The sequence below is a fragment of the Frondihabitans sp. 4ASC-45 genome (assembly GCF_049472575.1).
Taxonomy (GTDB): Bacteria; Actinomycetota; Actinomycetes; order Actinomycetales; family Microbacteriaceae; genus Frondihabitans.
In genome coordinates this window covers 202,121-221,558 of sequence record NZ_JBCEBN010000004.1, presented here as the reverse complement: position 1 = coordinate 221,558, position 19,438 = coordinate 202,121, and the positions used below count along the sequence as shown (strand labels likewise).

The window sequence follows — 19,438 nt, the reverse complement described above, 5'->3', positions numbered from 1 at the left end:
CCGAGACACCGGAGATCACCGGTATCTTCGGCCGAAGGCGGTGTCGTTTCGCTGCGCCTCACCCGTGCGATGATCGAAGGATGGTTGTGAGCAAGAAAGCCGTCCACTTCGGCGCCGGAAACATCGGCCGCGGATTCATCGGCCAGTACCTCCAGGCCAGTGGGTACGAGGTCGTCTTCGCTGACGTCAACACCGAACTGGTCCGCACTCTCAACTCGACCCCCTCGTACGACGTCCACGCCATCGGCGGCAACTCCGATAACACCACCACGGTCAGCGGTTACCGCGCGATCGACAACCGGCTCGACGAGGCCGGGGTCGTGCACGAGATTTCAACAGCCGACATCGTGACGACTTCGGTGGGGCCGAGGATCCTGCCCTCCCTGGCATCGCTCCTCGCCCGCGGTCTCGCTCAGCGCCCCGCGCACCTGCCCCCGCTCACCGTGATCGCCTGCGAGACCGCCATCGGCGCCTCGTCCACCCTCGCCGCCGTCGTGGGTCGGATCCACGACCACGGCGAGCAGTTGGTCCGCGAGCGGGCGGTTTTCGCGAACTGCGAGATCGACCGCATCGTGCCCGAGCAGACTCCGGGCCTCGACGTCACCATCGAGTCGTTCGCCGAATGGATCGTCGATCGGGGGGCGTTCGGTGACGCCGAGCACCCGACGATCGACGGCGTCACCTGGGTCGACGACCTCGGGCCGTTCATCGAACGCAAGCTCTTCACCGTCAACACGGCTCACGCTGCGGCCGCCTACTACGGCTGGTCGCACGGGATCGCCAGCATCCGTGAGGCTCTGGCTGCGCCCGACGTGCACTCCGAGGTGCTCTCGGTGCTGGCCGAGACGAAGACGCTGCTCGTCGCGAAGTACGGCCTCGATCCGGCCGAGCAGCAGGCGTACATCGATCGGAACCTCGAGCGCATCGCCGACCCGCACCTGCCCGATACGACCGGGCGTGTCGGCCGCAACCCCCTCAGCAAGGTCAGCCGTCACGAGCGGCTCGTCGGGCCCGCGGCTCAGCTCGCCGAGCGAGGGCTTCCGTTCGATGCACTGGTGCGCGCTGTCCGAGCGGCGCTCGACTTCGACGTGCCCGACGACGTCGAAAGCCGAGAGCTGCAGTCGCTGCTCCGCTCGGGTGCCGGTGCTCCGCTTCTCGCCGAGACCCTGACCGGCGTGTACCCCGGCCATCCGCTCTTTCCCGCTCTCGTCGACGCGGTGGCCGACCGGGTCGCGGCGAGGGTTCCCGCATGAGCCGCCCCGACCAGGTGGGCTCTGAGCCGGTCGAGTCCGAGCCGGTCGACTCCGACTCGGTCGACTCCGACGACGAGGCGCTGAGCTGGGGCACGTCGAGCGATAAAAGCTACGTCGAGGGCCCCGTGGGTTCCCGTGCGGCTACCGCCCCCGATGACGAATTCGACGACGGAGATGACGACGACGAACTGCCCGAGGGTGTGCTCTCGTCGGGCATGCTCGTGGCACACGGAGTCTTCGGTGCTTTTCTGCTGCTCTACACGGTGGCCTGGCTTCGCGGTGTCGGCAGCGTCCAGCCGTCGTTCGACAGCACCCTCGCCGCGGTGATGTGGCGCCTCGGCACCTGGCTGGCCGTCGCCGCACCGGCCATCTGGTTCGCCGCGACCGTGTGGCTAGTCCCGACGACTCGATCGCGCACCAGGATTCTGTCGTTCATCGCGGCCGTCGTGATCCTCGTTCCGTGGCCCTTTGTGATCGGAAACCTCCTGTGAGCAGCACCACCGACACCGACGCTCTCGAAGTCCAGCCCACTGAAGAAGCCTCGCCCGGCTTCGTCGGCTTGGCGATCCTGCTCACCGTCACCGCGCTGATCTTCGCCTGGAGTGTCTGGGCAGCGGTAGGCAACCTCATCCAAGTGCCGGCGCTCTTCGACCAGTACCGGTCGTTCGTCACGCAGAACGGTGCCAGCGAGCTCGCCAAATCGACGCCGTGGCCCGCGCTCATCGCGACCCTGCTCCTGCCGGTGCTCGGGTGGGGTGCGGCGTGGTGGCTGGGTCGGGGTCGCGGCCTGCGGGCTCGGATCGTGTTCTTCGTCGTCGCGTATGCCGGGGTCTGCGCGCTGACGGTCAGCCTGACGAGCTACGTCTTTCGGGCGTCGTCCGTGCTCTGACGCTCCTGAGATCAGGTTGCACTGGCTCTAAGCGCGGGTGCGCGCTTCCTGAGTTCAGGTGCACGTGTGCCTATTCAGGTTGAGCGTCCTCTTACGTTGCCTCTGCAGGACCCGCCTCCCGGTCGGATCCTGAACTCCGGAGTAACCCCACCTCCCTCCTGAATTCAGGAGCTCCATGCTGCGCCTCGCACCAGAAGTCAGGATCCGAGGCGCCCCGGCCACGGCGGTCGTCGCGATCCAAGAGACTCGCGGCCGACGGCTCGCCTGAACAGGTGCACGGCACAGAACGGCGGAGATCCCTTTGAAATGGCGGTGGCGAATATGGTCCGGCCACGCTGGGCATGCACTGCGGATTCCCAGGAATGGCGTCGTGCCGGGGTCGGGTGGCCCGGATCCTCGTGGCCCCGTGGCTAGGGTGGAACGACTTCCACTCCGCAAGCGTTAGGACTCCTCGTGGCCAAGCCGATCGTGCTGATTGCCGAAGAACTGTCACCCGCCACCGTCGATGCCCTCGGGCCTGACTTCGACGTGCGCACCGTCGACGGCACCGATCGACCCGCGCTGCTCTCGGCGCTATCGGACGCGAACGCGATCCTCGTGCGCTCGGCCACGAAGGTCGACGCCGAGGCGATCGCCGCCGCCCCGAACCTGCAGGTCGTCGCGCGCGCCGGGGTTGGCCTCGACAACGTCGACATCAAGGCCGCGACGAACGCGGGCGTCATGGTGGTCAACGCTCCGACATCGAACATCATCTCGGCCGCCGAGCTGACCGTCGGGCACATCCTGAGCCTCGCCCGCTACATCCCGGCCGCTCACAGCGCTCTTGCCCAGGGGCAGTGGAAGCGCTCGAAATACACCGGCGTCGAGCTGTTCGAGAAGACCGTCGGCATCATCGGCCTCGGCCGCATCGGCGCGCTCATCACCGCTCGCCTCCAGGCCTTCGGCATGAACGTCGTCGCTTTCGACCCCTACATCACGCCGACGCGCGCGCAGCAGCTGGGCGTGACCCTGCTGACCCTCGACGAACTGCTCGAGACCAGCGACTTCATCACGATCCACATGCCGAAGACGCCCGAGACCACCGGCATGATCTCGACCGAGCAGCTCGCGAAGATGAAGCCGACCGCCTTCATCGTCAACGTGGCTCGCGGCGGCTTGATTGACGAAGAGGCGCTCTACGAGGCGCTCACCAGTGACACCATCGCCGGGGCCGGCCTCGACGTCTTCGTCTCGGAGCCACCCACGAACCACGACCTGCTCGGCCTCGACAACGTGATCGTCACGCCGCACCTCGGCGCCTCCACTGACGAGGCGCAGGAGAAGGCCGGCGTCTCGGTCGCTCGTTCCGTTCGGTTGGCTCTCGGCGGTGAACTCGTGCCCGACGCGGTCAATGTCGCCGGGGGAGTGATCGACGAGTACGTCCGCCCCGGCATCCCGCTGGTCGAGAAGCTCGGCCAGGTCTTCGCCGGCCTCGCCGACAGCCCGCTCACCTCGATCGACGTCGAGGTGCACGGCGACCTCACGGAGTTCGACGTCAGCGTCTACAAGCTCGCAGCGCTCAAGGGGGTCTTCTCCGATGCCGTGCAAGAGACCGTGAGCTACGTCAACGCGCCGATCCTTGCCGAGCAGCGGGGCGTGACGGTGCGCCTCCTCACCGACTCGGTTTCGGAGGAGTACCGCAACATCATCACGATTCGCGGCGCGCTGTCCGACGGCCGCCAGATCTCAGTTTCGGGCACTCTGACCGGCACGAAGCAGGTCGAGAAGATCGTCGAGATCAACGGCTACGACGTCGAGGTGCCCATCGCGGCCCACCACATCGTGATGCTCTACACCGACCGGCCCGGCATCGTCGCCGTCTACGGCAAGGAGTTCGGCGAGGCGGGCATCAACATCGCCGGCATGCAGATCGCGCGGACGTCGCCCGGGGGAGTCGCGCTGAGCGTGCTCACCATCGACAGCCCGGCGCCCGAGGGGCTGCTGGAGAAGGTCCGTCGCGCAATCGACGCCGACGTGCTGCAAGAGATCGACGTCACCCTCTGACGCCGCATCCGACCTGCTGAACCGCGGCCGGCACCCTGTGGAGAACGCTCCTCGGGTGTCGGCCGTCTCGGTAAGCTGGAATCCGATCCCGGCCGCGGAAGTCGCGGCGTCGATTCGACAGGAGAACGCATGAGTCGCACGGTCCGTCTGGCAAGCATTCCGGGCGATGGCATCGGCCCAGAGGTCGTCGCGGAGGCGCTCAAGGTGCTGCGGGCCGCGACTCTCGGAGGCGAGACAGAGTTCGACGTGACCGAGTTCTCCCTTGGTGCGGCGCGCTTCAAGGCCACCGGCGACATCCTCACCGACGACGATCTCGCCGCCATCGCAGGGCACGACGCGATTCTGCTGGGCGCCGTCGGCGGAGATCCGCGCGACCCCGCCCTCAAGGGCGGCATCATCGAGCGGGGGCTGCTGCTCAAGCTGCGCTTCGCGCTCGACCACTATGTCAACCTGCGTCCGACCAAGGTCTACCCCGGCGTGCCGTCGCCGCTATCGGCGCCAGGCGAGGTCGATTTCGTCGTCGTCCGCGAGGGCACCGAGGGCCCGTACGTCGGCAACGGCGGGTCACTCCGCACGGGCACTCCCCACGAGATCGCCAACGAGGTCAGCGTCAACACGGCCTACGGCGTCGAGCGCGTCGTCCGTTACGCGTTCGAGCTGGCACAGAAGCGCCCAGCTCATCGGCTGACTCTCGTGCACAAGACCAACGTGCTCGTCTTCTCGGGTTCGCTCTGGCAGCGCACCGTCGACGCCGTCTCCGCCGAATACCCCGGTGTGGCAGTCGACTACCAGCACGTCGACGCTGCGACGATCCACCTCGTTGCAGATCCTGCTAGGTTCGACGTCATCGTCACAGACAACCTCTTCGGCGACATTCTCACCGATCTGGCCGGCGCGATCAGCGGCGGCATCGGCCTGGCAGCCTCGGGCAACATCAACCCCGACGGCGCCTTCCCCAGCATGTTCGAGCCGGTGCACGGTTCCGCTCCCGACATCGCCGGCCAGCAGAAGGCCGATCCCACGGCTGCGATCCTCTCGACGGCACTCCTGCTCGACCACCTCGGTCTCGAAACCGAGTCGGCCCGGGTCACCGCGGCGGTCGAGAGCGACATTGCTGACCGCACTGCTGGGTCACCCCGCACCACGGCCGAGATCGGCGACGCAATCGCCGCCGCCGTGAGCCTCACTTCTTCATCCCGATAGGTGGCAACCACAATGTCTACGAACACCACAACCCCCTCGAGCGATACCTTCCCGCTCCACTTCGAGTTGACCCCCTCGGCGGCATCGCGCGCCGACGCTGAGCGCGAGGTCATGCTCTCCGACCCCGGTTTCGGCAAGTTTTTCACCGACCACATGGTGCAGATCGAGTGGAACACCGAAGACGGCTGGCATGACGCCGCGGTGATTCCGTACGGCCCGCTGTCGCTCGATCCGGCCGCCTCGGTGCTCCACTATGGCCAAGAGATCTTCGAGGGCATCAAGGCCTACCGTCATGCCGACGGCTCGGTCTGGACGTTCCGCCCCGCCGCCAACGCCCGCCGCCTGCAGCGTTCGGCAGCTCGCCTCGCGCTGCCGCAGCTGTCGGTGGACGACTTCGTCGAGTCGCTGAAGCAGATAGTCCAGATCGATAAAGACTGGGTGCCCTCCGCGGAAGAGACGAGCCTCTACCTCCGGCCCTTCATGATCGCGACCGAGAGCTTCCTCGGGGTGCGCGCCGCTCACAAAGTGAGCTACTACGTTATCGCGAGCCCCGCTGGCGCGTACTTCCCCGGCGGTGTCGCTCCGGTCTCCATCTGGCTGTCGACAAACTACTCGCGTGCGGGCAAGGGCGGCACCGGAGCCGCCAAGACGGGTGGCAACTACGCCGCCTCGCTCCTCCCGCAAGAGGAGGCCTACGCGAACGGCTGCTCGCAGGTGTTGTTCCTCGACTCGGTCGACACGACCTACATCGAAGAGCTGGGCGGCATGAACGTCGTGCTCGTCTACAAAGACGGCACTCTCGTGACGCCGCAATCCGACTCGATCCTCGAGGGCATCACCCGCGACTCGATCCTGCAGCTCGCCGAAGATCGTGGCCTCACGGTCGAGCGGCGCCGCGTCAGCTTGGCCGAGTGGAAAGAGGGCGTCGAATCCGGCGACATCGTCGAGGTGTTTGCGTGCGGCACAGCTGCCGTCGTCGTGCCCATCGGCGAGCTTAAGGGCGAGGGCTTCACGATCACGTCGCCGGTGGCTGGCCCCGATTCGCTCACCCTGGCTCTTCGGGCCGAGCTCACCGACATCCAGTACGGCCGTCGTCCCGACCCTCACGGCTGGCTGACGCGCCTCGACGCCTAGGTCGCCGAGCCGCAACGCCGAGATCGCACTTGTGGTCGGGTCCTCCCGACTGCAAGTGCGATCTCGTCGTGGTTGCTGCTTGACTAGCCGGCTACAGCTCGATCGACTCGCCGGCTGCGACGACCGTCGACGATCCGCCGACACCCTCGACGGCGGCCTTGAGCCGGTCGGCGTGCATGGAAAATCCGACGTCCGACAGGGTCGCCTCGTGAATGGGCAGGATCGACCCGGGCGCAACAGTCGTCACGTAGTCGATGGCCTCGCCGATCTTCAACCAGGGCGCGCCCACCGGGGTCGCGAGCACGGCGACGGGGAACTCCGGCACCGTAAACGAGTCGCCGGGGTGGAAGAGCGTGCCGTTGACGAGCACACCGGTGTTGTCGATCGTCGGAAGGCTCGAGTGGATGACGGCGTGTGTGGTTCCGGCGAAGCGCAACGTGAAGGGGCCGACCTCGACCGTGTCGCCGTCGGCCACCGTCTCGACCGAGAAGCCGGCCTTGCCCGCGGCGGTTGCCACTCCCAGCGGGCCCAAGATGCGGGCATCCGGGTTTGAATCGAGGAGCGACTCGAGCTGAGCGGCCGTCCAGTGATCGGGATGCTCGTGCGTGATCACGATCGCGGCGACGGAGGTGAGGGAACCGAGAGGGCGCGTGAACCCGCCGGGGTCGATGACGAGGGTCTGCCCCGACTCGTCGATGGCCAGCGCGGAATGCTCGAACTTCGTGACTCGCATGCGTTCAGCGTACGCTCGGAGACGGCTCGGGAACCCCGGCAAAGCGCTCAGGATCCGACGCCACAGACACGAGAGTGCCTCAATTTGTGGCGACTCCCGGCCTGTGGCATACTCGACGAGTCGCAAAAACGGCCCCATCGTATAGCGGCCTAGTACGCTGCCCTCTCACGGCGGTAACACCGGTTCGAATCCGGTTGGGGTCACGACGAAAATGGCTTTCCCTTACGGGAAGGCCATTTTTCGTCTCTGTGCTTGTTTCACGACACTAAAGAGAAAATGGCTCTCCCTTACGGGAGGGCCATTTTCGTCTCTGTGCTTATTTCACGACGCTAAAGAGGCGGCTTCGCTGCAGAGGGCGCGCGACCCGGGACTGGCTTGCGAAGTGAATGAGGCAAAACCCTCGCAGGCGGCACAGACCCTCGCAGGCGGCACAGACCCTCGCGGGCGGCCTCCGAGGCGGTCCTAGGCCGAGGGTCTCTGCCGGTCGTGAGGGATTAGCTGACGCCGACCCTGAACCAGACACCGACACCGACACCGGACCCCATCCCGACCCCGAACGCACGGAGTCAGTCCGCCAACCGCCGCACCAACCCGTCGAGGCCGACGTCGACGAGGTGCCCGCCCCAGAGCGACACCTGCAACTGCGAGGCGCGGCTCCAGAGCCGGCGGCCGCTCGACAGGTCGAAGGCGATCATGGTGGTGCGGGATCCTGAGATTCCATAGGCCAGCACGTAGCCGACCGTCTGCCCGGTCGCGACGACGTAGGAGCCCGACGAGACGTCGGCGCGATACCGCTCGCGGCCGGTCGCGCCCTCGAGCACGACGACCTGAGGGGTGTCGCTGGTCGACACGGTGTAGATGTCGTCGGAGCGCTGTCCTGGCGCGGAGCCGGCGAACGAGATGGAGCCGACGTCGCGAGTCCAGAGCGCACGCCCGGTGCGATAGTCGAGGCAACTGAGACGGTCGCCCCGGAAGTTCGTCACGGCCAGACAGGAGCGCGTCAGTGAGAACGATCCCCGAAGCGTCAGATCGGAGGTCCAGAGCACCGTGCCGTCGCGGGAGATCGCCGAGAAGCCGCCGGCCGCGGTCGTCGTGACGCCGGTGCCCGCGGTCCGTGGGGCGTAGACGATGCCGCCTCGGAAGGCGTAGCCGAGCGAGGTGTTGATGGGGCTGCCCCAGGCGGACGACCGACCCGTCGACAGGCGGATCTGTCGCGTGCCCTCCTCGCCGAGGAGCAGGCGGTCGTCGAGGGCGATCATCGTCGCGGTCGGATTTCCTTGACCGCGCCAGACCACCTCGCCGAGGTCGGACGCATTTCGGAGTTCGTACTCGTACGTCAGGCCATCGTCCGATCGCCGGCCGATGGCCACGACGTCGCCCTCGGCGGCGAATCTGTTCTCGGTGCTCCACGGCTGGCTGCCTGTCGACGACATGACGTCACCCGTGCGAAGCGAGAGCGATTCGACAACCGACGAGTCGGAGTCAGCCGCGTTGACGAGCAGTCGCTCGCCCTTCTGCACGATCGAGGCGGAGGTGATGGCGACTCCGCCGCTCCCGTCGAGGTCGCTCGAGGTGTCATGCACCCAGTCGACTGTGCCGTCACCCGTGTCGAGCAGAGCGATGCGGGCCCGGAAGCCGTCGGGCACGACCGAGCACACCGAGTCGTCGGCGAAGCCCAACGATCGCGACGATTCGGCCCGGACGGCGACCAGACCCCGGCCGACGTCGAGCGTCGTGAACCGCAGGCACTCGGCGGGCGCGCCGGGCGCCAGGGTCGCGGCGAGGTCGAGGGCCCAGAGCGACGCGGAGGGCTCGGCCCGCAGGTCGTCGATCGCGATGCCTCCGAGCGGTGACAGCGAGCCGTAGTTCGGCTGGAGGGCCGCTCCGAAACCGACGACTCCCGCGATCGCGGAGGCCAGGGCCACGTAGGCGACGAGGATCCGACGGGCCGACGACGCCCTCGACCACCGCCGCGCGAGCAGGCCGGGCCGCGGGGCAGAACGTGCAGCGGCCGACGGCCGGCGCGGCGTGGGGGATCCGGGGGAGGCGGTGTGCGCTTGCGGCCGTGAGCCCGGGCCCGGGGCCGCGGATCCTCGCCGGGTCTCCGCTTGTCGGGTCTCCGCTTGCCAGACCTCCGCCTGCGAGGGCGGCCGCTCGGGCGACCACGGCGCCGGGTCGATGTCGGCCATCGAGCCTCCTTGCGCGACGGGGTGGAACGGCGTGAACGTTAGTCGTTCGCGCCCAGCACGGTGGCGGATTGGTCGACGAGCTCGCGGGCGACCCCCCGAGAGTCGAGCGTCACCAGCTGGCCGCCCCAGATCTCGGTGTCGCCGTCATCGAGGTCGCTGCGCCGCCAGAGGATCTCACCCGTCTCGGTGTCGAACGCGGTGATCGCGGTCGGCGTTCCGGTGAGGGTCGTCGACTGCAGGTAGCCCGTCGTGCGGGACGCGGCCAGGACCTGGGTCTGCGGCAGCAGTTCCAGGGCGAACTTGGTGCGCCCCGTTGATCCGTCGAGCATTTCGGCTTTCGCTTCTCCGCCGAAGTCGCGGGTCACGACGACATCGTCGGTCGTCTGTCCGTCGATGGCAGCGGGGAATCCCTCCGAATCGAGGTCGCGGGTCCAGCGCATGTCGCCGGTGTCACGGTCGAGGCAGGTGATGGTGGAGGTCCCCGGAAGGGTGGCGAGCACGCAGCCCCGGCTGAGCCCTGAGATGTCGCCGAACCCGCTTCGCGTCCACAGCTTCTTACCCGAGGCGGCCCAGGCGGTGATCGAGATACCGCTCGTGACGACGCGAACGCCGAAGTAGGTGGTCGGACTCGACGGGCCGGTGCCGAGGAAGACCGACCCGTTGCCGAGAGGGGACTGCTTGCCCGTGGTGCCGTCGATTCGGACGGATTGCCGGTCGATGGTGACGAAAAGCGCACCGCGGAGCAGGATCGGGCTCTGCGATTGGCGTAAACGCCCCGTCCAGATGGTGTGTCCGAGGTCTCGCGTGTCGGCGAGGCTCCAGGTGGTGTCTCCCGCGTCGCCGGTCGTGGTGCCGTACAGCAGGAGGGTGCCCTGCACGTCGATCCATCCGGCGACCTGGCCCCGGTCGAACGTGCGAATGTCGACCATCTCGCCGCTCGACATCGACAGTGTCACGAGGGTGGGGCGGCCGTTGACGTTGAGCTGGACGACCACGCGCGAGGCCTCCTCGACGATCACCTCCTGGTCGAGAGTGACGGAGCCGGAGGCGGCGCCCAGCTCGTGTTCCAGATCGGTGCTCCAGAGAACGCGACCCCGCGCCGGATCGAAGAGCGCCACGGTCGACGAGATCTGCGATGCGGTCTGCGCCGAGCACCGTGACGACGAGCCGAGGGGCGGGCTCGAGGCGGTGAGCACGACGAATCGACCGACCGGGGATGAGGCCTGAAACGAGACACAGCGCACCGGCACCCCGGGAAGGACCTCCCGCGCGAGATCGACCGACCAGCCGTTCGGCCCGGGAGCGCTCCGCACGTCGGCCACCGGGGCTGTGCCGAGCGGAGGTAGGTCTCCGTACTGCGGCGTCACAGCGGCGCCCACCCCGGCAACGAGGGTGATCGCGAGGCCGAGGGCGGCGAAGACCGTGGCCACCCGCCAGGGCGGCGAGAGCCTGCGGAAGAGACTTCGGCGTGGACGACGGACCGCAGGATCCTGCGGCTCGCCCGGCAACGCCTCGCCCGTCTCGCGAGTCGGCACGGCCGTCTGAACAGGCTGCGGGCCGGCGTTCCAGCCGGGCTCCGACCGCTCCGGTCGCGCAGGGGTCCAGCCGGACATGATCTGCCTCCCGCGTCGATTCCCGTCATGCTACCGAGCGGGGAAGAATGCCGGGGGACGCCGCGTTGGCCCTCCCAGAAACACGGCCGTAACACGGATAGACTCGGCAATCCGATAACCGATGATGGAGGGCACACCCTTGGGTAGAACGCTCGCAGAAAAAGTATGGGACGACCACGTGGTCGTCGAAGGCACCGACGGTGCTCCCGACCTTCTCTACATCGACCTCCATCTCGTTCACGAGGTCACGAGCCCCCAGGCGTTCGACGGCCTCCGCCAGGCCGATCGACCCGTGCGCCGGCTCGATCTCACCATCGCGACCGAAGACCACAACACGCCGACCCTCGCCATCGATCGGCCGATCGCCGACCTGACGAGCCGCACTCAGATCCAGACGCTCCGCAACAACGCCGAGGAGTTCGGCGTGCGCCTGCACTCGCTCGGCGATGCCGAGCAGGGCATCGTGCACGTCGTCGGGCCGCAGCTCGGCCTGACGATGCCGGGTATCACCGTCGTCTGCGGAGACTCGCACACCTCGACCCACGGTGCCTTCGGAGCGATGGCGTTCGGAATCGGCACGAGCGAGGTCGAGCACGTCCTCGCCACTCAGACGCTGCCGCTCAAGCCGTTCAAGACGATGGCCATCACGGTCGAGGGCACGCTCCGCCCCGGCGTCACCGCGAAAGACATCATCCTCGCGGTGATCGCCAAGATCGGCACTGGCGGTGGCCAGGGCTACGTGCTCGAGTACCGCGGCAGCGCAATCCGCGCCCTCTCGATGGAGGGCCGCATGACGATCTGCAACATGTCGATCGAAGCGGGTGCCCGCGCCGGAATGGTCGCTCCCGACCAGACCACCTACGACTACCTCGAGGGTCGCGCACACGCCCCCGAGGGCGACGACTGGACGGCCGCGGTCGAGTACTGGAACACGCTCGCAACCGACGACGACGCCGTCTTCGACGCCGAGGTGTTCCTCGACGCCGACACCCTCGAGCCGTTCGTGACCTGGGGCACCAACCCGGGCCAGGGCGTGTCGCTGAGCGAGGCCGTGCCGGATCCTGCCGTCATCGACGACCCGAACGAGAAGGCGGCCGCGTCGCGCGCCCTTGAGTACATGGCCCTCGAGGCCGGCACGCCGATGAAAGAGATCGCTGTCGATGCCGTGTTCATGGGCTCGTGCACCAACAGCCGCATCGAAGACCTGCGTGCCTTCGCCTCGATCGTCCGCGGTCAGAAGAAGGCCGAGGGGGTGCGCGTCATGGTCGTTCCAGGCTCGGCGCGCGTGCGCATCGAGGCCGAGGCGGAGGGTCTCGACAAGGTCTTCACCGACTTCGGCGCCGAGTGGCGCTTCGCCGGCTGCTCAATGTGCCTCGGCATGAACCCCGACCAGCTCGCACCGGGGGAGCGCTGCGCCTCGACCTCCAACCGCAATTTCGAGGGTCGTCAGGGCAAGGGCGGGCGCACCCACCTGGTGTCGCCGCTCGTCGCCGCGGCCACCGCGATCCGCGGAACACTCTCGAGCCCGTGGGATCTCTCGATCGGACAGACGACGGGTTCCGCCGCCGGCGAGCTGCAAGGAGCCAACTGATGCACAAGACCACCATCGTGTCGGGCCGGCCCGCGCCTCTCAAGCGTTCCAACGTCGACACCGACCAGATCATCCCGGCCGTGTTCCTCAAGCGGGTCACGAAGACCGGGTTCGAGGACGCCCTCTTCCACGGGTGGCGGCAAGACCCCGAATTCGTGCTCAACAAGCCCGAGTTCCAGGGTGCGAAGGTGCTTGTGGCCGGCCCCGACTTCGGCACCGGCTCGAGCCGTGAGCACGCCGTCTGGGCGCTCCGCGACTTCGGCTTCGAGGTCGTTCTGAGCCCTCGCTTCGGTGATATCTTCCGCGGCAACTCGGGCAAGCAGGGGCTTCTCGCCGCTGTCGTCGCCGAGCCCGACATCGAGAAGATCTGGGCGCTCATCGACGAGTCGGTTGCTGCCACCGGGTCGGCACCCGAGATCACGGTCGACCTGCCCGAGCAGACGGTCGTCGTGCGAACCGCCACGGGCCCCGGCCTCACGGTTTCCTTCGAAGTCGATGCTTACACTAAGTGGCGACTCCTCGAAGGGCTCGACGACATCGCCCTGACGCTTCGCGACGAGGCGGCCATCACAGAATTCGAATCACGCCGCGCAACCTGGCGGCCCAAGACATTGCCGGTGAAGTAGTGAACTCCCTTGTGCAGGATGCAGCAGCAGCAGGAGCCCGAGTGGGTTTGAAGTCCGACGAGATCGTCATCCGCGGCGGCAAGCCGCTGATCGGACGCATCGAGGTGCGCGGGGCCAAGAACCTCGCGACGAAGGCCATGGTGGCCTCGCTGCTCGGCGACACCCCGAGCATCCTCCGCGATGTGCCCGACATCAGCGACGTCAACGTCGTCCGCGGCCTCCTGTCGATCCACGGCGTTCGCATCACCGACCCCGCTCGCGGCGAGATGATCCTCGACCCCTCGAACGTCGAGACCGCGCACTTCGCCGAGATCGACGCCCATGCCGGCTCGAGCCGAATCCCGATCCTGTTCTGCGGCCCGCTCCTGCACCGCCTGGGCGAGGCCTTCATCCCCGACCTCGGCGGTTGCCGCATCGGCGACCGACCGATCGACTTCCACATGGACGCCCTCCGGGCCTTCGGTGCCGTCGTCGACAAGTCGTACAACGGCATCCACCTCACGGCACCCAACGGCCTCAAGGGCGCCGACATCGAGCTGCCCTACCCGAGCGTCGGTGCCACCGAGCAGGTGCTGCTCACCGCGGTTCTCGCCGAGGGCGTCACCGAGTTGCGCAACGCCGCGATCGAGCCCGAGATCATGGACCTCATCGCGATCCTCCAGAAGATGGGCGCGATCGTCAACGTCGAGCCGAACCGGGTGATCTTCATCGAGGGCGTCAAGTCGCTCCGCGGCTACACGCACCGGGCCATCAACGACCGCAACGAGGCCGCCTCCTGGGCCGCTGCCGCGCTGGCGACCAAGGGCGACATCTTCGTCGAGGGTGCCAAGCAGCAAGACCTCATGACGTTCCTCAACGTCTTCCGCAAGGTCGGCGGCGAGTTCGACGTGCACGAAGACGGAATCCGCTTCTACCACCCGGGCGGAGAGCTCAAGCCCGTCGTCATCGAGACCGACGTGCACCCCGGCTTCATGACCGACTGGCAGCAGCCGCTCGTCGTGGCGCTGACTCAGGCGCACGGCGTCTCGATCGTGCACGAGACCGTCTACGAGAACCGCTTCCAGTTCACTGAGGCGCTCAACGACATGGGTGCGAAGATCGTCGTGCACAAAGACGGTCTGAAAGACGTGGAGCGCCGTGTCGCGCGTCGCGACTTCGAGCAGGCCGCAGTCATCACCGGTCCGACCCCTCTTCACGGCGCCGACATCCGCGTGCCCGACCTCCGTGGAGGCTTCAGTCACCTCATCGCCGCTCTGACGGCGGAGGGGGAGTCGAAGATCACCAACGTCGGCATCATCGCGCGCGGATACGAGCACTTTGTGGCGAAGCTGCGCAAGCTCGGTGCCGATTTCGATTTCGCGGGTTGAGCGAAGCGACCCCGCGAAACCGAAGAAATGGGCACAGTGACTTCGCCGAAGAAACACAGCGCGAAGCGTCCTCTTTCCCTGAAGCTCTCAGTCACCCGCCAATGATCGATCCCGACGCCCCGCTCCCGCCCTCGTCGGCGCGCCGCCGAAAACGGCGCCGCGAACCCAACGCGGTCTTCGCGGTCGCCGGTCGCGTCGCGTACCTGCCGCTGCTCGCGCTGTCGAGCTACGAGGTGCGCGGCGCCGAGAAGCTGCCCGAGACCGGAGCCTTCGTGCTCGCCCCGAACCACTACAGCAACTTCGATCCGCTAGCCAACGCGTTCGTGCTGTGGCGGCTCGGCCGCATCCCGCGGTTCCTGGCCAAGGCATCGCTCTTCAAGGCACCCGTGCTCGGCTGGATTCTCAAGCACACCGCGCAGATTCCCGTTGTCCGATCGGGGCATCACCGCGGCGCCGACCCGGTGGCAGCGGGCGTGGCCACTCTCGCCACCGGAGCCGGCGTGATCGTCTACCCCGAGGGATCCTTGACTCGCGAACCCGACCTCTGGCCGATGCGGGGTAAGGCCGGGGCGGTGCGCATGGCCATCGAGGCCGGCGTGCCCCTAATCCCGGCGGCATCCTGGGGGATCCAGGAGATCCTTCCGGCTAGCACGAACCGCTTCAGCGTCTTTCCGCGCAAACGCCTCGTCTTCGCTTTCGGCGACCCGGTCGATCTCTCTGCCTACCGTGGCAGGCACGTCGATGGCCACGAGGTCGCCGAGGCGACCGAGCTCGTGATGCGACGAATCGAGTCGCTGCTGGCAGAGATCCGGGGCGGAACGCCGCCCGCTGTCCGCTACGACCCCGCGCACCACAACCAGAGTGAGATCGGACGTTTTGAACGCGACAGCTAGGGATTCATCGGGTCCGCAGGCCGGGCTCGACCGTTTGAACCGGGGATCGGTGACGACCGAGGCGATCTCGATCGTCCAGGCGGCCTCGCTCGAGCGTCGCGTCGCCGTGCTCGGTGCCGGCAGCTGGGGCACCACGTTCGCGAAGGTGCTCGCCGAGGGAGGCGCCGAGGTGCAGCTCTGGGCCCGACGCCCCGAGCTCGCCCGCGAGATCACCGAGACGCACCGCAACAGCGACTACCTGCCCGGCATCAACCTGCCCATCACCCTCACCGCGTCGCCGAAGATCCCCAGCGTGCTCGATCGGGCCGAGCAGATCTATGTCTCGGTGCCGAGCCAGACGTTGCGGCAGAACCTCGCCGAGATCCGCGACCTCATTCCCGAGGGGGTGCCCGTCGTCAGCCTGATGAAAGGCGTGGAGAAGGGCACCGGGCTCCGCATGAGCGAGGTCATCATCGAGGCCCTCGGTATCGATCCGTCGCTCGTCGCGGTCGCGTCCGGGCCCAACCTCGCCCTCGAGATCGCCAAGCGTCAGCCGACGGCTGCTGTCGTGTCCTCCGAGAGCCTCGAGACCGCGACCCTCGTGGCCGCGACGGCGACCAACCCCTACTTCCGCTCGTTCGTCAACACCGACGTCATCGGGACCGAGTTCGGCGGCGTTCTCAAGAACCTCATCGCGGTTGCCATCGGCATCGTCGACGGCGTCGGCTACGGCGAGAACACCAAGGCGTCGATCATCACGCGCGGTCTGGCCGAGATGACGAGCTTCGCCGTCTCGTTCGGAGCGAAGCCCGAGACACTGGCGGGCCTGGCGGGGCTCGGCGACCTCATCGCGACCTGCCAGTCGCCGCTGTCGCGCAACAACACGGCCGGTCGTCTGCTCGGCCAGGGCTATCGGTTCGACGACGTGGTGCGGCAGATGAACCAGACGGCCGAGGGTCTCGCGTCGGTCGCCCCCATCCTCGACCTCGCCCGCTCGCGCGGCGTCGACATGCCCATCGTGCAGCAGGTCAGCGAGGTGCTCGCGGGTACTCTGGATCCGCGCAACATCGCGCCGCATCTCACCGAGACCGACGAGCCCCAGGGCGAGTGAAGCTCGGGGCCGCTCGGCCCCGACTCCTCGCCTGGGCAGGCTTCGAGGCCCCGCACCCCCGTCGAAAGGCGCCCGTGACCATCGCATCCTCGCTCTCCTCCACTCCGGCGGCACCCTCGCCGCGGCTGCGCGTCGTCCTGCTTTTCGGTGGCCGTTCCAGTGAGCACTCGATCAGCTGCGCCACAGCGGGCGGCGTGCTCGCGGCGCTCGATCGCGAGAAATACGAGGTGATTCCGGTCGGCATCACCCGCGAGGGTGCCTACACGCTCCAGCCGGACGATGCGGCGCACTTCACCCTCGACGCCGAGCGCCTGCCCTCGGTCGACGAGAACGGCACGCGCGTGCGCTGGCCCGACTCCGCCGCGACCCGCGAGCTCACCGTCGTCCACGACGACGGCCGGGTGGAGTCGCTCGGCGACATCGACGTCGTTTTCCCGATTCTGCACGGGCCCTTCGGCGAAGACGGATCGGTGCAGGGCATGCTCGAGCTCGTCGGTCTGCCGTACGTGGGGGCCGGGATCCTGGGTTCCGCCGTCGGCATGGACAAGCACTTCTCCAAGACGGTGCTGCAGCAGGCGGGCATCGACGTCGCCCCCTGGGTCACGGTTCGCGCTCGAGAATGGGCCGATCACCGCGCGGTGGTCGAGGAGCACGTCGAAGAGCTCGGCTGGCCCGTGTTCGTGAAGCCCGCGCGGGCGGGATCGAGCGTCGGCGTCTCGAAGGCGTCGTCTCTCGCCGATCTCGACACGGCGATGCAGATCGCCCTCGCCGAAGACAACAAGGTGCTGGTCGAGGCGGCCGTGGTGGGTCGCGAGCTCGAGATCGCCGTGCTCGGCGGTCGTGACGGTGCGGCACCGCGCACCTCGGTCGCGGGCGAGATCGTTCTCGCGGGCGACAGCTTCTACGACTTCGACGCGAAATACCTCGGAGCACCCGGCGCCGATCTCGTCTGCCCGGCCGTCATCACCGACGCCGAGCTCGCCGAGTTCCAGACGCTCGCCGCCGCGGCCTTCGACGCCATCGGGGGAGCGGGGCTCGCCCGGGTCGACGTCTTCCTCACCGAGACCGGATTCGTGGTCAACGAGCTGAACACGATGCCCGGCTTCACGCCGATTTCGATGTTCCCGGCGTGCTGGCTGGCGTCGGGGCTCAGCTACCCGGCGCTACTCGACGAGCTCATCGCGCTCGGGCTCGAGACCGAGCGCTAGGCCTCACGACACCGCTCTTCGGAGTCGGCACCAGCCATAGGCGGTGTCGTCGCCGAAAAGTGGTGCCTTATCGCGAGTGGCGTCGCTACGGCGCAGGCACGTCTGACGGCGACTGGCACTTGCGCGTCTGCGGCAGCGTGCCGACGGCGGTCGACAGGTCGAACAGCACGTTCGCGTTCGACGGCACAAGGGTCTTGTCGACGACCACCTGCACGCCCGGCTCGCGGCCGTAGGTCGTGTAGACGGCGATGGTGCCGTCTTTGCCTTTGTATTCCACGAGCCAGTCGACGCCGTCGACCGTGTTGCACGGCAGGTCGGAGACCTTGGGCGTCGTGATGCCGCACGTGAGCAGCACGCCGGCGGGTGACCCCCACGCGCCCGTCGCCTGGGCACTGGTGTCGCGAAGGGACTGCCCTTCGAGCGTCGTCGGCAGCCGGACCGTCACGTCGGCGCAGCTCACCGTGTTCGCGGAGGGGGCGGGGCTCAGGGGAACCGTGGTGCAGCCGGCCAGGAGCGGCAGGCTGACGGCGGCGACGGCGAGGGCGGCGAGACGGCCGCGCGACAGGAGTGACATCGCGCCTCACGTTACCGTGAGTCCATGAGCGCTTCAGGATCCGAGACAGTCCGCTCCGTCGGCGAGACCGAAGCGCTGCGTCGTTTTCTGCCGCATCTCCCGGCGGGTGACGCGACCCTTCTCGGCCCGGGAGACGACGCCGCGGTGGTCTCCGCGCCCGACTCCCGCTTCGTCGTGACGACCGACCTGATGGTGCACGGGCCCGACTTCCGTCTGGCCTGGTCGACGCCGCACGACCTCGGCTGGAAGGCCGCCGCCTCGAACCTCACTGACGTGGCCGCGATGGGCGCCCGGGCGACGGCCCTCGTCGTCGCGTTGGCCGTGCCGGGGGAGACCCCGGTCGACTTCCTGGTCGAGTTCGCCGACGGTCTGCGCGACGGGTTGGCCGCGATGGCGCCCGGCTGCGGCGTTGTGGGCGGCGACATGTCCGTCTCGGGCACGATGACGATCGCGGTGACGGCGTTCGGCGATCTGGAGGGCCGCGAGCCGGTGCGTCGGAGCGGAGCACAGCCCGGAGACGTCGTTGCGGTGTCGGGCGTGCTCGGGCGATCCGGGCGGGGGCTCGACCGCCTGTTCGCCGAGGGGATCGACGAGGTCGGGGATCCTTCGGCTCGTCGGGGCCTCGAACTTCGCCACGACCCGGACGTCCTGTGGCATCTCGCGCCGACCCCGCCCGTGGCCGACGGAGTGCTGGCCGCACTCGGAGGCGCGACGAGCATGCTCGACCTCTCGGACGGCCTGGCTCTCGACGCGGGGCGGATCGCTCGGGCTTCCGGTGTCGTGCTCGATCTGGCGGCGGAAGCGCTCGGGGGCGATCCTCTCGAGGCGCTCCGGGGCGGTGAGGATCACTCGCTGCTGGCGACGTTCCCGCGAGGGGCGGTGCTGCCCGGCGGGTTCCGTGCAATCGGACGGGTACTGCCCGCGGTGGGTGGACCCCGCGTGACTCTCGACGGCGAGGGGCTCGCCGATGCCACCGGCTGGGACCCGTACCTCCGGTGGTCCGGCGCCGCTGGCTAGCGACGACTCCTGGTT

The 19,438-nt window shown here is 68.1% G+C and carries 17 protein-coding genes and 1 tRNA gene; 14 read left to right on the top strand and 4 right to left on the bottom strand.

What is annotated here, in order from left to right:
* The first annotated feature begins 80 nt into the window (after positions 1 to 80).
* The 6 genes from VH571_RS08745 (at position 81) to VH571_RS08720 (ending at position 6,522) form a co-directional block, all read left to right on the top strand.
* Complete coding sequence (locus VH571_RS08745; RefSeq protein WP_423264193.1) at positions 81 to 1,253, top strand: mannitol-1-phosphate 5-dehydrogenase; 1,173 nt, start codon at positions 81 to 83, stop codon at positions 1,251 to 1,253.
* Positions 1,250 to 1,744 (top strand): hypothetical protein, encoded by a 495-nt coding sequence (locus VH571_RS08740; protein WP_423264191.1) that lies wholly within the window; start codon positions 1,250 to 1,252, stop codon positions 1,742 to 1,744. Before VH571_RS08745 ends, VH571_RS08740 begins: the two co-directional genes overlap by 4 nt.
* Positions 1,741 to 2,142, top strand: coding sequence for a hypothetical protein (locus tag VH571_RS08735; RefSeq protein ID WP_423264190.1), 402 nt, complete (start codon positions 1,741 to 1,743; stop codon positions 2,140 to 2,142). The genes VH571_RS08740 and VH571_RS08735 overlap by 4 nt, the downstream gene beginning before the upstream one ends.
* Positions 2,143 to 2,595: 453 nt before the next feature.
* Positions 2,596 to 4,185 carry a phosphoglycerate dehydrogenase gene (gene serA / locus VH571_RS08730; protein ID WP_423264189.1) on the top strand — a complete coding sequence of 530 codons (1,590 nt, stop codon included), beginning with the start codon at positions 2,596 to 2,598 and terminating at the stop codon, positions 4,183 to 4,185.
* 129 nt (positions 4,186 to 4,314) lie between these two features.
* A complete protein-coding gene (locus VH571_RS08725; protein ID WP_423264187.1) occupies positions 4,315 to 5,388 on the top strand; it encodes a 3-isopropylmalate dehydrogenase in 1,074 nt (357 codons plus the stop codon).
* A gap of 12 nt (positions 5,389 to 5,400) precedes the next feature.
* Complete coding sequence (locus VH571_RS08720; RefSeq protein ID WP_423264185.1) at positions 5,401 to 6,522, top strand: branched-chain amino acid aminotransferase; 1,122 nt, start codon at positions 5,401 to 5,403, stop codon at positions 6,520 to 6,522.
* A gap of 91 nt (positions 6,523 to 6,613) precedes the next feature.
* On the opposite strand, the gene VH571_RS08715 is transcribed toward VH571_RS08720, so the two are convergent.
* Entirely contained in the window at positions 6,614 to 7,255 is a 642-nt protein-coding gene (locus VH571_RS08715; RefSeq protein ID WP_423264184.1) for an MBL fold metallo-hydrolase, read from the bottom strand.
* A 130-nt stretch (positions 7,256 to 7,385) separates the two neighbouring features.
* Here VH571_RS08715 and VH571_RS08710 point away from each other — a divergent pair.
* Positions 7,386 to 7,458 (top strand) — tRNA-Glu (locus tag VH571_RS08710).
* 363 nt (positions 7,459 to 7,821) lie between these two features.
* On the opposite strand, the gene VH571_RS08705 is transcribed toward VH571_RS08710, so the two are convergent.
* Complete coding sequence (locus tag VH571_RS08705; protein ID WP_423264183.1) at positions 7,822 to 9,444, bottom strand: PQQ-binding-like beta-propeller repeat protein; 1,623 nt, start codon at positions 9,442 to 9,444, stop codon at positions 7,822 to 7,824.
* Positions 9,445 to 9,482: 38 nt separating this feature from the next.
* Positions 9,483 to 11,057, bottom strand: a complete 1,575-nt coding sequence (locus VH571_RS08700; RefSeq protein ID WP_423264182.1) for a PQQ-binding-like beta-propeller repeat protein — start codon at positions 11,055 to 11,057, stop codon at positions 9,483 to 9,485.
* Between the two features lie 124 nt (positions 11,058 to 11,181).
* Here VH571_RS08700 and leuC point away from each other — a divergent pair, with 124 nt between their 5' ends.
* From leuC to VH571_RS08670, 6 genes are all read left to right on the top strand, one after another.
* Positions 11,182 to 12,648 carry a 3-isopropylmalate dehydratase large subunit gene (gene leuC / locus VH571_RS08695; RefSeq protein WP_200919560.1) on the top strand — a complete coding sequence of 489 codons (1,467 nt, stop codon included), beginning with the start codon at positions 11,182 to 11,184 and terminating at the stop codon, positions 12,646 to 12,648.
* Entirely contained in the window at positions 12,648 to 13,274 is a 627-nt protein-coding gene (gene leuD / locus VH571_RS08690) for a 3-isopropylmalate dehydratase small subunit (RefSeq protein WP_055958886.1), read from the top strand. Before leuC ends, leuD begins: the two co-directional genes overlap by 1 nt.
* On the top strand, positions 13,274 to 14,641 hold the full coding sequence (gene murA / locus VH571_RS08685) for a UDP-N-acetylglucosamine 1-carboxyvinyltransferase (RefSeq protein ID WP_055958884.1): 1,368 nt from the start codon (positions 13,274 to 13,276) through the stop codon (positions 14,639 to 14,641). Before leuD ends, murA begins: the two co-directional genes overlap by 1 nt.
* Positions 14,642 to 14,742: 101 nt before the next feature.
* The gene (locus tag VH571_RS08680) at positions 14,743 to 15,534 is read left to right on the top strand and encodes a lysophospholipid acyltransferase family protein (protein ID WP_423264181.1); all 792 of its coding nucleotides are present in this window, start codon (positions 14,743 to 14,745) and stop codon (positions 15,532 to 15,534) included.
* Positions 15,535 to 15,583: 49 nt separating this feature from the next.
* Positions 15,584 to 16,624, top strand: a complete 1,041-nt coding sequence (locus tag VH571_RS08675) for an NAD(P)H-dependent glycerol-3-phosphate dehydrogenase (protein ID WP_233573166.1) — start codon at positions 15,584 to 15,586, stop codon at positions 16,622 to 16,624.
* Positions 16,625 to 16,698: 74 nt separating this feature from the next.
* The gene (locus tag VH571_RS08670; protein WP_423264180.1) at positions 16,699 to 17,832 is read left to right on the top strand and encodes a D-alanine--D-alanine ligase family protein; all 1,134 of its coding nucleotides are present in this window, start codon (positions 16,699 to 16,701) and stop codon (positions 17,830 to 17,832) included.
* An 85-nt stretch (positions 17,833 to 17,917) separates the two neighbouring features.
* Here the strand turns inward: VH571_RS08670 and VH571_RS08665 are convergent, their stop codons facing one another.
* Positions 17,918 to 18,406 (bottom strand): DUF3515 family protein, encoded by a 489-nt coding sequence (locus VH571_RS08665; RefSeq protein WP_423264179.1) that lies wholly within the window; start codon positions 18,404 to 18,406, stop codon positions 17,918 to 17,920.
* Positions 18,407 to 18,430: 24 nt separating this feature from the next.
* On the opposite strand from VH571_RS08665, the gene thiL reads away from it, so the two are divergent.
* Positions 18,431 to 19,423 carry a thiamine-phosphate kinase gene (gene thiL, locus VH571_RS08660; protein WP_423264178.1) on the top strand — a complete coding sequence of 331 codons (993 nt, stop codon included), beginning with the start codon at positions 18,431 to 18,433 and terminating at the stop codon, positions 19,421 to 19,423.
* Positions 19,424 to 19,438: the final 15 nt, after the last annotated feature.

What these genes read in the sequence shown, in the direction of transcription:
- VH571_RS08715 (WP_423264184.1), bottom strand. Translation starts at nt 7,255, where the DNA reads ATGCGAGTCACGAAGTTCGAGCATTCCGCGCTGGCCATCGACGAGTCG.
- VH571_RS08745 (WP_423264193.1), top strand. Translation starts at nt 81, where the DNA reads ATGGTTGTGAGCAAGAAAGCCGTCCACTTCGGCGCCGGAAACATCGGC.
- leuD (WP_055958886.1), top strand. Translation starts at nt 12,648, where the DNA reads ATGCACAAGACCACCATCGTGTCGGGCCGGCCCGCGCCTCTCAAGCGT.
- VH571_RS08665 (WP_423264179.1), bottom strand. Translation starts at nt 18,406, where the DNA reads ATGTCACTCCTGTCGCGCGGCCGTCTCGCCGCCCTCGCCGTCGCCGCC.
- VH571_RS08720 (WP_423264185.1), top strand. Translation starts at nt 5,401, where the DNA reads ATGTCTACGAACACCACAACCCCCTCGAGCGATACCTTCCCGCTCCAC.
- leuC (WP_200919560.1), top strand. Translation starts at nt 11,182, where the DNA reads ATGGAGGGCACACCCTTGGGTAGAACGCTCGCAGAAAAAGTATGGGAC.
- VH571_RS08705 (WP_423264183.1), bottom strand. Translation starts at nt 9,444, where the DNA reads ATGGCCGACATCGACCCGGCGCCGTGGTCGCCCGAGCGGCCGCCCTCG.
- VH571_RS08680 (WP_423264181.1), top strand. Translation starts at nt 14,743, where the DNA reads ATGATCGATCCCGACGCCCCGCTCCCGCCCTCGTCGGCGCGCCGCCGA.
- VH571_RS08700 (WP_423264182.1), bottom strand. Translation starts at nt 11,057, where the DNA reads ATGTCCGGCTGGACCCCTGCGCGACCGGAGCGGTCGGAGCCCGGCTGG.
- thiL (WP_423264178.1), top strand. Translation starts at nt 18,431, where the DNA reads ATGAGCGCTTCAGGATCCGAGACAGTCCGCTCCGTCGGCGAGACCGAA.
- VH571_RS08740 (WP_423264191.1), top strand. Translation starts at nt 1,250, where the DNA reads ATGAGCCGCCCCGACCAGGTGGGCTCTGAGCCGGTCGAGTCCGAGCCG.
- VH571_RS08725 (WP_423264187.1), top strand. Translation starts at nt 4,315, where the DNA reads ATGAGTCGCACGGTCCGTCTGGCAAGCATTCCGGGCGATGGCATCGGC.